This is a genomic window from Quisquiliibacterium sp. (assembly GCF_982640115.1).
On record NZ_CEXFHW010000024.1, the window covers coordinates 1 to 12,296 of the forward strand.

10 protein-coding genes are annotated in these 12,296 nt (G+C 72.6%); 5 read left to right on the forward strand and 5 right to left on the reverse strand.

What is annotated here, in order from left to right; all coding sequences use genetic code 11:
- On the forward strand, window positions 1-1,716 hold a 1,716-nt coding region (locus AC2H6A_RS04725; protein WP_484271987.1), incomplete at its 5' end, for an ATP-dependent DNA helicase.
- 67 nt (window positions 1,717-1,783) lie between these two features.
- Here AC2H6A_RS04725 and AC2H6A_RS04730 read toward each other — a convergent pair.
- The 4 genes from AC2H6A_RS04730 to AC2H6A_RS04745 all read right to left on the reverse strand — a co-directional run bounded on the left by AC2H6A_RS04730 (window position 1,784) and on the right by AC2H6A_RS04745 (window position 5,638).
- A complete protein-coding gene (locus AC2H6A_RS04730) occupies window positions 1,784-2,665 on the reverse strand; it encodes a TauD/TfdA dioxygenase family protein (protein ID WP_484271988.1) in 882 nt (293 codons plus the stop codon).
- Between the two features lie 47 nt (window positions 2,666-2,712).
- Window positions 2,713-3,525 (reverse strand): enoyl-CoA hydratase/isomerase family protein, encoded by an 813-nt coding sequence (locus tag AC2H6A_RS04735; RefSeq protein WP_484271989.1) that lies wholly within the window; start codon window positions 3,523-3,525, stop codon window positions 2,713-2,715.
- A 75-nt stretch (window positions 3,526-3,600) separates the two neighbouring features.
- The gene (locus tag AC2H6A_RS04740) at window positions 3,601-4,164 is read right to left on the reverse strand and encodes a helix-turn-helix transcriptional regulator (protein WP_484271990.1); all 564 of its coding nucleotides are present in this window, start codon (window positions 4,162-4,164) and stop codon (window positions 3,601-3,603) included.
- Between the two features lie 238 nt (window positions 4,165-4,402).
- The gene (locus AC2H6A_RS04745) at window positions 4,403-5,638 is read right to left on the reverse strand and encodes an acyl-CoA dehydrogenase family protein (RefSeq protein ID WP_484271991.1); all 1,236 of its coding nucleotides are present in this window, start codon (window positions 5,636-5,638) and stop codon (window positions 4,403-4,405) included.
- Between the two features lie 144 nt (window positions 5,639-5,782).
- On the opposite strand from AC2H6A_RS04745, the gene AC2H6A_RS04750 reads away from it, so the two are divergent.
- Together AC2H6A_RS04750 and AC2H6A_RS04755 are read left to right on the forward strand one after the other, a co-directional pair.
- Window positions 5,783-6,742: a DMT family transporter gene (locus AC2H6A_RS04750; protein ID WP_484271992.1), complete on the forward strand. Its 960-nt coding sequence runs from the start codon at window positions 5,783-5,785 to the stop codon at window positions 6,740-6,742.
- Between the two features lie 14 nt (window positions 6,743-6,756).
- Window positions 6,757-7,761, forward strand: coding sequence for a 4Fe-4S dicluster domain-containing protein (locus tag AC2H6A_RS04755; protein WP_484271993.1), 1,005 nt, complete (start codon window positions 6,757-6,759; stop codon window positions 7,759-7,761).
- Here AC2H6A_RS04755 and AC2H6A_RS04760 read toward each other — a convergent pair.
- The gene (locus AC2H6A_RS04760) at window positions 7,734-9,362 is read right to left on the reverse strand and encodes a flavin-containing monooxygenase (RefSeq protein ID WP_484271994.1); all 1,629 of its coding nucleotides are present in this window, start codon (window positions 9,360-9,362) and stop codon (window positions 7,734-7,736) included. The two genes, AC2H6A_RS04755 and AC2H6A_RS04760, sit on opposite strands and share 28 nt — an antisense overlap.
- Window positions 9,363-9,590: 228 nt before the next feature.
- Between AC2H6A_RS04760 and AC2H6A_RS04765 the strand changes: the two genes are divergently transcribed.
- A complete protein-coding gene (locus tag AC2H6A_RS04765; protein WP_484271995.1) occupies window positions 9,591-12,026 on the forward strand; it encodes a Lon protease family protein in 2,436 nt (811 codons plus the stop codon).
- Between the two features lie 72 nt (window positions 12,027-12,098).
- Entirely contained in the window at window positions 12,099-12,287 is a 189-nt protein-coding gene (locus AC2H6A_RS04770; RefSeq protein ID WP_484271996.1) for a hypothetical protein, read from the forward strand.
- Window positions 12,288-12,296: the final 9 nt, after the last annotated feature.

Below are 12,296 nucleotides of genomic sequence, written 5' to 3' on the forward strand. Positions count from 1 at the left end.
GCCGAGGCGGTGTTTCGCAGCGCGCGCGCCGGCGCCTGCCTGATGGCGCAGGCGCCCACCGGCATCGGCAAGACCCTGGGCACGCTGTTCCCGCTGCTGAAGGCCTGCGCGAGCCAGGACATCGACCGGGTCTTCTACCTGACTGCCAAGGGCTCGGGCGCGGCGCTCGCGCTGGAGGCGGCCGACGCGATGCGCGAGGCCGCGGCGCCCGGCCTGCCGCTGCGGGTGCTCGCGCTCACCGCGAAGGACAAGGCCTGCGAGCATCCCGACAAGGCCTGCCACGGGGACTCCTGCCCGCTGGCGCGCGGCTTCCACAACCGGCTGCCGGCGGCACGGGCGGCCGCCGCGGACCGTGCCGGTCAGGCCAACCTGAACGCCGCCGAGCTTCGGGAGTCAGCGCTGGCTCACGGGCTATGCCCCTACTGGCTTGGCCAGGAGATGGCCCGCTGGGCCGATCTGGTGGTGGCCGACTACAACCACTACTTCGACACCAGCGCCTTGCTGCACGCGCTCAGCCAGGAGCAGGGCTGGCAGGTGGCGCTGGCGGTGGACGAGGCGCACAACCTGCCCGAGCGGGCCCGCGCGATGTGGAGCGCCGAGCTCGCCAGCCCCGGGCTGCGCGCCGCGATGGACGACGCGCCGGGCGCGCTGCGGCGGCCCCTGCAACGCCTGCAGCGGGCCTGGAACCGGCTGGCGCGGGAATCCGATGCGCCCTGGCAGGCGCTGGACGGCCTGCCCGCGCCACTGCTGCGCGCGCTCGAGGCGGTGACCGAAGCCTGCAGCGACCAGCTCGCCGACGAGCCGGCAGGGCTGAGCCCGGCGCTGCGCCAGCTGCACTTCGATGCGCTCGCCCTCCTGAGGCTGCACGAGACCCACGACCCGGCGCATTCGGTCATCGACCTGCGGCTGCTTGCGGGCGACCCGCCGCGCGGCGCACGCGCGCCCGACACGGTGCTCGGCCTTCGCAACCTGCTGCCCGCGCCCTTCATCGGCCCGCGGATGCAGGCCGCGCATGCCAGCGTGCTGTTCTCGGCCACGCTCGCGCCGGCGGCCTTCCACGCCGACCTGCTTGGCCTGCCCGCCGACGCGCGCTGGCTGGAAGTCAGCGGCCCCTTCCGGCCGGAGCAGCTCACGGTACGCATCGTGAGCGGGGTGTCCACCCGGCTGGCCGACCGCGACGCCTCGCTCACGCCGATCGCCGATCTGATCGCCGCGCAGTTCGCCAAGGCGCCGGGCAACTACCTCGCCTTCTTCAGCAGTCATGACTACCTGGCACGGGCCGCCGACCGGCTCGCCGAGCGTCACCCCGCGCTGCCGCAGTGGCGCCAGCCGCGCGGCGCCGACCCGGCCGCGCGCGCCGCCTTCCTGGCGCAGTTCGCGCCCGGTGGCCAGGGGGTGGGATTCGCGGTGCTCGGCGGCGCCTTCGCCGAAGGCGTGGACCTGCCTGGCGAGCGGCTGATCGGCGCCTTCGTGGCCACGCTCGGGCTGCCGCCGGCCGAGCCGCTGAACGAGCTGACCCGGGCGCGTCTGGAGGCCGCCTTCGGCCAGGGCCATGACTACACCTACCTCTACCCGGGTCTGCGCAAGGTGGTGCAGGCCGCCGGCCGGGTGATCCGCACGCCGCAAGACCGCGGCTGGGTGTTCCTGATCGATGACCGGTTCCGGCGACCCGAGGTGCGCCGGCTGCTGCCGGGCTGGTGGCGCTTGGCGGACTGAGGCGAGGGGGGACTACGCCGCAGCCTGAGCCACGGGCCGGCCGCGGGCGAGAATCTGCCAGGACCGCTCAGGCCGGCTGCTCGAGCGTGGGCGCCGCATCCTGCAGGGTGGCGCGGCGCATGTCGCGCGGCTGGCGGTTGTCCTCGAAGGCGCGGGCCCGGTGCATGGTGGCGCGGTTGTCCCACATGACCAGGTCGTGCACCCGCCAGACATGGCGGTAGACGAACTGCCGCTGCGTGGCGTGCTCGATCAGGTCGCGCACCATGGCCATGGCCTCGGGCACCGGCATGCCCTCGATGGCGCCGATGTGCGAGGACAGGTAGAGCGACAGCCGGTTGGAGCCCGGCACCCGACGCACCAGCCGCTGCGGCACCGGCGCGAACTGCTCGCGCTCGGCCTCGGAAAAGCCCGAGAACCCCAGCTGAGCCCGCGAGTAGAGCAGGCTGTGGCGGGCGATCAGGCCGCGCAGGCGCGCCTGGGTGGCCTCGGGCAGGCCATCCCAGGCGGCGCGCATGTCGGCGAACTCGGTGTCGCCGCCCACATCGGGGATCACCCGCGCATGCAGCATCGAGTAGAGCGCAGGCGTGGCCTTGAACGAGCTGTCGCTGTGCCACAGCCGGTTGCCCAGGTTGAACATCCGCCGCGCGTCATCGGGCGGCAGCAGCGAGCCGTCGACATCGAGATTGGAGAGATCGGCCATCTCGGCGTGCTTGAGACGATGCTTGTGCGCCTGCACCACGGCGCGGGTGGGTTCCAGCGGCCCGAGCGCGCGGGCGAAGGCCATCTGCTGGTCATCGTCGATGGGTTGGTCGCGGAACACCAGCACGCCGTACTGCTGCATGCCGAGGTGGATGCGCTGCAGGGTCTCGGCATCGGGAATGCTGCGCAGGTCGACGCCGCGCACCTCGGCCACGAACACCGGGTGCAGGGGGGTGAAGCTCAGGGACATGTCGAACTCCGGGGATGGACGCGCCGGGTGGCGATCGGGCGGGCGGCTCAGCCGGGCCGGCGCGGCAGGCCGAGCGCCTCGTAGGAATCGGCGCCGGCATCGTAGCGCGCCTGCGCGGTGGCCATGATGGCGATGGCGTCTTCCCGGCGGGCCACGCTCTGGAAGATCTGGCTCTCCTGGCGGCGCGCGGCCTCCAGGGGCAGGTCGCGGCCGTCGATCAGGCTGCGCTTGCAGGCCGCCAGCGACCAGTCGGGCCAGCGCGCGATGTGGCTGGCCCAGGCGATGGATTCCTCGCGCAGCCGGTCATCGGGCACCACCTTGTTGATCGCGCCCAGGGCGAGCGCCTCGCGCGCGGTGATCGGGCGGCCGTCGAGGATCATCTCCATGCACTTGGTGGGGCCGATCAGGCGGGCCAGGCGGGTGGTGCCGCCGGCGCCGGGGATGATGCCCAGCGCCACCTCGGGCTGGCCGTAGGTGGCCGACTCGGCCGCGATGCGAAGGTCGCAGCCCCAGGAAAGCTCGGCGCCGCCGCCCCAGGCCTGGCCGTTGTTGGCCGCGATGACCACCATGGAGGAGGTCTCGATGAGGTCGAACACCGTGGGCTGGCGCGGCTTGTGGCTGGTGCGCGGCGGGAAGGCGCGCTGGCCGTCGATGATGCCCTGCAGCGACCAGTGCGCGATGAAGTAGCCGGGGCGGTCGGAGGCCAGCACCACCACCCGGCAGCGGGCCTCGGCGGCGGCCTGCAGCGCGTCGATGATGCGCAGCGCGAGCTCGGTGGTGCCGAAATTGCGCGGCGGGATGTCGATGAGGATGAGGCCGACGCCGTCGGCGGGTTGCGAGAAGAGGGCGCTGGCTGCCATGGCGGCTCCGGTGGAAAGGTGCCGGCCCATGGTCCCGAAGCCGGCTGCGATTGGCAAGCCGGCGCGTTCCGAGGCTCAGCCCGGCGGCAGCGTCATCAGCGGCAGGCCGGCCACCCGCACCGCCAGGCCGCGCTGGCTGGACACGCCGGTCTTGTCGAAGATGCGCCGGATGTGGGAGCGCACCGTGCCGGGCGAAATGTGCAGCCGCGCCGCCACCTGGGCCGGACTGAGATCATCGACCAGCGCGACCATGACCCGGGCCTCGGCCGGCGTGAGCCGGTGCAGCGCGGCGAACCCGGCCAGACGAGCCGCCCGTGCCGACTCGGGCGTGCCCAGGCTGAGCGAGACGAGCTCGCCGGCGCCGAGGTCGGCGGGCACCAGCCGCAGCTGGCCCAGGCAGGGGCCGGGGGCCCCGGCCACCTCGGTTGCGAAGTCGAAGAGGGGGGTGCTGTGGGCATCGAGCTCGGCGAGCAGCCGCTGCCAGGCGGGCCGCAGCAAGGGCTCGGTGGGCAGGAGCAGGCCGCCGACGATCTCGAGGTGGGCCGACTCGACGATCAGCCGGCGGGCGCTGCGGTTGGCGTAGACGACGCAAGCGGTTCGGGCGAGCAGGCACAGACCGTGGTCGAGGGCATCGACCACCGGCTTCAGTGGAACCTCAGACCCCTCGGCGGACACGGAGGGCGGCGGGAGCGTCATGGGCAGCCTGGCTGCGGGGGAACGCAGGCAGTGTCCGAGGCGGCCCGGATCCGGGTCAATCACCGAAGCGGGTGAGGCCTTGCCGCGGAATATTCATCAATTCATGCGATGCGCCGGTCGGGTTTAGGGGCTATGCTCCGCGCCCCGGTACGCGGCTCGGCCTCGCGCACCCGGCCAGACGCTACCAGTCCATGTCGCCATCGAGCATCTCGCGCGCGATGGTACGGCGCAGGATCTCGTTGCTGCCGTCGGCGATGTTCACCTTGCGCAAGGACTGCCAGGCCTCCGTGAGGTGCAGCTCGTTGGTCATGCCGATGGCGCCGTGGGCCTGGATCACCCGGTCAAGGGCCTGTGCGCCCATCTGGGTGGCAAAGGCCTTGGTCATGGCCACCTCCTTGCGCGCGGGCAGGCCGGCATCGAGCAGACGCGCCGCGTTCAGGCACATGAGGTGGGCGGCGTGCATCTGCATGGCCGACTCGGCCAGCGGAAAGCTCACGCCCTGGTACTCGGCGATGGGGTGGCCGAAGGCCTCGCGCACCTTGATGTACTCGAAGGCCTTCTCGAGGGCGGCGCGCGACTGCCCCACCGCACGCGCCGAGTTGTAGAGCCGGCCCAGGTTGACCCCGAGCATGGCGATGGCGAAACCCTTGTCGAGCTCACCCACCAGCTGCCAGGGCTCGATGCGGATGTCGTCGAAGTGCAGCACGGCCTCGTCACCGCCGGCGCTGCCCCACATGCGGATCACCCGCTCGACCACGAAGCCCGGCGAGGCCGTGGGCACCAGGAAGGCACTGATGCCGCCGCGGCGCTGCGCCGCACGCTCGGGGTTGGTGACGGCGAACACGATGCAGTAGTCGGCATAGGGGCTGTTGGTCGTCCAGATCTTGCTGCCCGACAGGCGCCAGCCGCTGCCGTCGGGCACCGCGCGCGACTTCATCATCATGGCGTCGGAGCCGGCGCCGGGCTCGGACATGCCGAAGCACATGCTCTGGCGGCCCTCCATCATGGGCACCAGCATCTCCTCGCGCGCCCGCGGGCTGACCTGTGCCAGCACGGCCGACGGGCCGAAGGCCCAGTGGCTGATCGCGTAGTGGCCCAGCCAGTAGTGCTCCGAGCAGCGGTGGAACACCCGCTCCCAGCCGCCGAACCACGCCAGATGCCCGAGCCCGCCGCCGCCCAGCGAGGCCGGCACGCACATCGCGTAGTAGCCGGCGCGGGCGGCGGCCATGCGCACCTCGCGGCTGAGGGCGAGCGCATCGGGGTGGTAGCGCCCCTCGTCGGTGAACAGGCGGCGCTCGTCGTCAAGCAGCGCGGCATGGCGCTCGTGGCGCGGGATGACCTCCTGCTTCAGGAAGCCGTCGAGCCCGTCGCGCAGCGCCATGATCTCGGGCGGATAGGCATCGTGGATGGCGGGCAAGAGCGGCTCCCTGCGAGTTGGCGGTGGACGGCGAGGCACTTTGCCATCCGGGCCGCGATGGGGGCAATCACGCCAGAGCGGGCTTCGGACCCGGGTGCGCGGACCCGGCGCGGCCGAGCCGGGCCGGCCCGATACACTGCCGGCATGAGCCGATCCGCCCCCGCCGCCGGCGCGCCCGCCGGCACCCTGGTTGCAGCGCTGGCCGTGCCTGCGCTCGGTCTGCTCTGGGGCCTGAACTGGCCCACGGTGCGGGTGCTGCTCGGCTGGTGGTCGCCCTGGACCATCCGCACGGTGGGCCTGGGCGCCGGTGCGCTGCTGCTGCTGGCCCTGGCCCGTGCCCGCGGACAGGCGCTGGGCGTGCCGCAGGGACAGCGCCTGCGATTGGTGGGTTCGGCGCTCTTCACCATCGTGGGCTTCAACCTCGGCACGGCCTTCGCGCAGGTGGCGGGCAGCACCTCGCGCGCAGCGATCATCACCTTCACCATGCCGCTGTGGGCCACGCTGCTGGCCTGGCCCCTGCTGGGCGAGCGGCCCGACCGCCGGCGCTGGCTGGCGCTGGCCCTGGGCGTGGCGGGCCTGGCGCTGCTCGCGCTGCCGCTGCTGCAGTCGCGGGCCTCGCCGGCCGGGGTGATGCTCGCGCTGGGCGCCGGCATGAGCTGGGCCGCGGGCACGGTGCTGCTCAAGCGCTATCCGCTGTCGATGCCGCATGTGGCCGCCACCGGCTGGCAGCTCGCGGTGGGCGCGCTCACCTGCGCCCTGGGCTGGCTGGCCTTCGGCGCGCACCCGGTGCTCTCGGGCGCACCGCAGGCCACGCCGCCCTGGCCGGTGGGTGCCTTCTGGGTGGCGCTGGCCTATCACATCCTGCTGGCGATGGCCCTGGCCTACCTGCTGTGGTTCGACATCATCGCCCGCCTGCCCGCCGGCGTGGCGGCGCTGGGCACGCTGCTGGTGCCGGTGGTGGGCGTGATCGGCGCCATGAGCCTGCTCGGGGAGCGGCCGGGCCTGCCCGATCTGATCGGCTTCGCACTGATCATTCCGGCAGCGGCGATCGCGCTGCTGGCCCCCGCGCCCGCCCGGGCCCCCGCCCCGTCGCGGGCCCTCTGATCGAGACACCCGCCATGACCCAGCCCTCCCGTCCCTGGCAACCCAGCGCCGAACAGATGGCGCTGTGGCCCGAGGTCTCCGGCAACACCCTCAACGGCCTGGGCGAGACCGCGCCGCGCCGGCCCACGCCGGTGTACTGGCAGGCACCCGAGGCCACGCCCCACGGCCCGCTGCAGCGCTGGTTCCAGCAGCACAACCCCGGCGGCCCGCTGGTGGCGCAGGCCCGCGCCGAGCGCCAGCGGGTGCTCGACACGCCGCTCGCGCCGCTGGCCGCGCAGGCGGTGACCCGCAGCGCCGCCGAGTGGACCGAGGCGGTCCGGCGCGAGGCGCTGGCCGGCGGTGCGGACATCGTCGGCATCGCCCTGATGCGGCCCGAGTGGGTGTTCGAGGGTCATGCCGCCGCCGGCCGTTACATCGTGATGCTGGGCGTGGCCCACGACTGGGAGCGCATGAAGACCGCGCCCGAGGAACCCTCGGTGGCCGAGGTGGTGACGCAGTACGCGCGCGGCAACCGTGCGGCACGGGCGCTGGCCTCGTGGCTGCGCACGCAGGGCCACGAGGCGCATCCGCATGGCGGGCCGATGGCCGGGCCGGTGACGCTGATTCCACCGGCGCTGGCCTGCGGCTTTGGCGAGCTGGGCAAGCACGGCTCGATCATCCATCGCAGCCTCGGTTCGAGCTTCCGCCTGGCGGCGGTGCTCACCGACGTGCCGCTGCTGCCCGATGCGCCCGATGTCTTCGGCGCCGACGACTTCTGCCTGCGCTGCCGGGTTTGCGAGGACGCCTGCCCGCCGGAGGCGATTGCACCCGACAAGCAGCTGGTGCGCGGTGAGGTGCGCTGGTATGTGGACTTCGACCGCTGCCTGCCGTACTTCAACGAACACGGCGGCTGCGGCATCTGCGTGGCGGTGTGCCCCTGGAGCCGGCCCGGAGTGGCGACGCGCCTGGTGGAGAAACTGGCCCGCCGCAGCGGGCCGCCGGTCGAGGCCGATCAGGCCGACAGCGCGAAGCCCTCGTAGCCGGCCGCAGCCACCTCGCTGCAGCGGCGGGCGTAGTCGGGGAAGCCCAGCAGCGGCATGAACACCCGGGTCTTGCCAGGCACATTGGCGCCCAGGTACCAGGAATTGCACTGCGGATAGAGCGTGGCGTCAGCCACCGCATTGACATGACCCACCCAGGCGTCCTGCGCCTGCGGCAGCGCCTCGATGCTGCGCCGGCCCTCCCGCCGCATCCAGTCCATGCACTCGGCGATCCAGTTCACATGCTGCTCGATGGACACGATCATGTTCGTGAGCACCGAGGGACTGCCGGGACCCGAAATGGTGAACAGGTTGGGGAAGCCCGCCACATTCAGGCCCAGGTAGGTGCGCGGACCGGCCGACCAGGCCTCGCGCAGGCTCAGCCCGCCGCGGCCGCGGATGTCGATCTTCATCAGCGTGCCGGTCATGGCATCGAAGCCGGTGGCAAACACGATGCGGTCGACCTCGTACTCCTGGCCGCCGGCCATCACGCCGCGCGGGGTGATGGCCTCGATGCCGCCCTGGCTGATGTCGACCAGCTTCACATGCGGCAGGTTGAAGGTGGCGTAGTAGCCGGTGTCGACGCACATGCGCTTGCAGCCGAGCACCTGGCGCGGCGAGAGCAGCTCGGCGGTGGCCGGATCCTTGACCACCTCGCGGATGCGCGACCGCACCCAGGCGGCGGCAATGTGGTTGGCGTTCATGTCGATCATGAGATCGGCGAAGGAACCCTGGAAGCCAAGGCCGCCGCGCTCCCAGCGCTCCTGGAAAGCCTGGTGGCGGGCAGCGTCGTCGACGCTGAAGATCGAGATTTCGCTGCGCGGATGGTTCGAGCCGAAGCCGCTCAGCATCTGGTTGTTGCGCGCCCGAAAGCCGCGGTAGTCGGCCTTGATACGCGCCTCATAGGCCGGGTCGAGCGGAGCATTGCGCGCCGGGATGGAGAAGTTGGCGGTGCGCTGGAAGACCGTGAGCGCGCTGGCCTGCTGCGCGATGATCGGGATGGACTGCACCGCCGAGGAGCCGGTGCCGATCACTGCCACCCGCTGGCCGGTGAAGTCCACCGGCTCGTGCGGCCACTCGCCGGTGTGATAGGTGGGGCCCTTGAAGGAATCGAGGCCCTTGAAGGCCGGCTTGTTGGTGGACGACAGGCAGCCGGTGGCCATGACCACGAAGCGGCCGGTGACCGCGCTGCCGCGGTCGGTGCGCACCGTCCAGCACAGGGCCGACTCGTCGAAGTGCGCTGCGGTGACACGGGTGGAGAAGCGGATGTCGCGACGCAGGTCGAAGCGGTCGGCCACATGGTTGGCGTACTTCAGGATCTCGGGCTGCGGCGCGAAGCGTTCGCTCCAGTGCCACTGCTGCTGCAGGTCGTCGTCGAACTGGTAGGAGTACTCCATGCTCTCGACATCGCAGCGCGCGCCGGGATAGCGGTTCCAGTACCAGGTGCCGCCGACACCGTCGCCGGCCTCGAAGACCACCGCGCGCAGGCCCAGGCGGCGGGTCTTGTGCAGCATGTAGAGGCCGGCGAAGCCGGCACCGACGATGACGACATCGAAGGCGGAATCGGAGGCGGATCCGGGGGCGGAAGCAGAAGCGGTCATGGCGTGCAGCAGTGACGGTGGAGCCATCGAGCATACGCCGGCGCGGCCCCGGCAGTGGCCGGGCGGCCGGTGAAAGCGGAAGCGGCGCGCGGCGAGGGTGCCCGGTCAGACGCCCGGCACTGGCCCGGCTGACCCGGCTCAATGCCGCCGGCGCAAGCTGCCTTCACCATCGATCACCGACCGCGCCGGCCGGGCCCCGGTGCTGGCGCGCAGCCCACCGAGAACCGAATGTCCGAGCCCGATCGCTGGCGCGTTGCGCCTGCCGACCTGTACCGCCCCTGCGATCCCGCCTGCCTGCCCGGCCCGAGCAGCGACTCGCTGCCCGACATCGACCTCGCCCTCGGCCAGCAGCGTGCCTCCGAGGCGCTGGCTTTCGGCATCGACATGCCGGCGCGCGGCCACAACCTGTTCGTGATGGGGCCGCCCGGCCTGGGCCAGCGCGCCCTGCTCGAACGGCTGCTCGGCGAGCGGGCCGCCCGGCGACCGGCGCCGGATGACTGGTGCTATGTGTTCAACTTCGCCACGCCGCATCGCCCGACCCGGTTGCGCCTGCCCACCGGCCGCGCGCCGGCCCTGCAGCGCGACATGGCGCAGCTGGTGCTCGATCTGCGCGCCGGCATTCCGGCGGCCTTCGAGGCCGACGACTACCGGCACCAGCGCGAGTCCCTCGAAAGCGGGCTGATCGCCCGCCAGGACCGCGCCATCGGCGAGGTGGGCGACCGGGCCCGCGCCGAGGGCATCGCGCTGCTGCGCACGCCGGCGGGCTTCGGCTTCGCGCCGCTCAAGGGCGACGCGGTGATGCCGCCGGCCGAGTACCAGGCCCTGAGCGAGGCCGAGCGCCAGCCGATCGATGCGGCGATCGAGCGGCTGCAGAAGGATCTCGAGTCGGTGGTCGCACAGATCCCCACCTGGCGACGCGAAACGCAGCGCCAGCTGCGCGAGCTCGATCGGCGGGTGACGCAGCGGGTGGTGGATGCGCTGATCGCCGAGGTGAAGACCGAGTACGCCGGCATCGACGCGGTGCGCGCGCACCTGGAGGCGGTGCATGCCGATGTGCTGGACCACGCCGAGAGCTTCCAGGCGCCGCGCGAGGCCGAAGGCCCCTCGCTGCTCGCCCTGGCGATGGCGCGCGGCGAGGCGGCCGAGGCGCCGGCCGCGCGCTACGCGGTGAATGTGCTGGTCCATCACGATCCGGCCGCCGGTGCACCGGTGGTCTTCGAGGACCAGCCCACGCATGACCGGCTGCTCGGCCGCATCGAGCACGAGGCGCGCATGGGCATGATGGTCACCGAGTTCGGACTGATCCGTGCCGGCGCCCTGCATCGGGCCAACGGCGGCTACCTCGTGATCGACGCGCTGCGGGTGCTCACCCAGCCGCTGGCCTGGGATGCGCTGAAGCGGGCGCTGCGCAGCGGCGAGATCGGCACCGAATCGCTTGCTCAGGCGCTGGGGCTGATCAGCACGGTCTCGCTCGCGCCGGAGCCGATCCCGCTCGAACTCAAGGTGGTGCTGGTGGGCGAGCGTCGGCTCTACTACCTGCTGCGCGAGCTCGATCCGGACTTCGACGAGCTCTTCAAGGTGGCTGCGGACTTCGCCGAGGACATGGACCGCGGCAACGGCACCGATGCCGACTTCGCACGGCTGCTGGCCACACTCGCACGGCGCGAGGCACTGCGGCCGCTGGCCGCCGGCGCCATCGCGCGACTGGTGGAGCAGGCCGCGCGCTGGGCTGCTGACTCGGCCAAGCTGTCGCTGCGCATCGACGCGCTGGCCGACCTGATGCGCGAGGCCGACCGCCTCGCGGACCGCGCGGGCGCCAGTCTGACGGGGCGCGAGCATGTGCAGGCAGCCATCGACGCCCGCACCCGGCGCGGCGGACGCATCAGCGACCGCGTGCGCGAGCAGGCGCTGCGCGGCCGGGTGCTGATCGACACCGAGGGGGAGCGCACCGCACAGGTCAACGCGCTGTCGGTGATCAGCCTGGGCGACGACAGCTTCGGCACGCCGATGCGGGTGACCGCGAGCGTGCGCCAGGGCCAGGGCGGCGTGCTCGACATCGAACGCGAGGTGCAGCTCGGCGGGCCGGTGCATGCCAAGGGCGTGCTGATCCTGGGCGGCTGCCTGGCGGCGCGCTACTGCCCGGAACGGCCACTGTCGTTGTCGGCGCGGCTGGTGATCGAGCAGAGCTATGGCGGCATCGAGGGCGACAGCGCCTCGGCCGCCGAGCTGTGCGCGCTGCTCTCGGCGATCGCGCGGCTGCCGCTGCGCCAGTCGCTCGCGGTGACCGGCTCGATCAACCAGCACGGCGCGGTGCAGGCGGTGGGCGGCGTCAACGAGAAGGTCGAGGGATTCTTCCGGCTGTGCCGCGAGCGCGGCCTGAACGGGACCCACGGTGTGGTCGTGCCACGCGCCAATCTCGCCGATCTGATGCTCGAGGCCGCGCTGGTGGACGCAGCCGCACAGGGCCTGTTCCATGTGCACGCGGTGGCCGGTATCGACGAGCTGATGACCCTGCTCACCGGCCTGCCGGCCGGCGCGCGCGACGCCACGGGGCGCTATCCGCCGGGCTCGGTCAATGCCCGCGTGGAAGCCCGGCTGATGCAGCTCGCCGAGCATTCCCGCCACGAGGCCACGCCGCCCAAGCCCGCCAGACGCCGGGCTTGACCCTGCGCAAGGCGGCCGGGCGCGGCCGGCGGCATCGTGCAGGGCACCCGCCACCCGCCTTCGATTGCGCCCATGCCCGCACCGCACCACCGCCTGTCATCCACGATCTCCCGTTTCCTGAGCGTCTCGCGCCAATGGCTGCTCGGCGCCACGCCCGCGCCCGGACGCACCCCGCGCGCCGCGCTGCCGTCCACCCAGGACTGGCCGGCGCATCAGGCAAGGCTGCGGGCGATGTGGATCGCCCACGGACAGCAGCGCTAGCGACCCGCC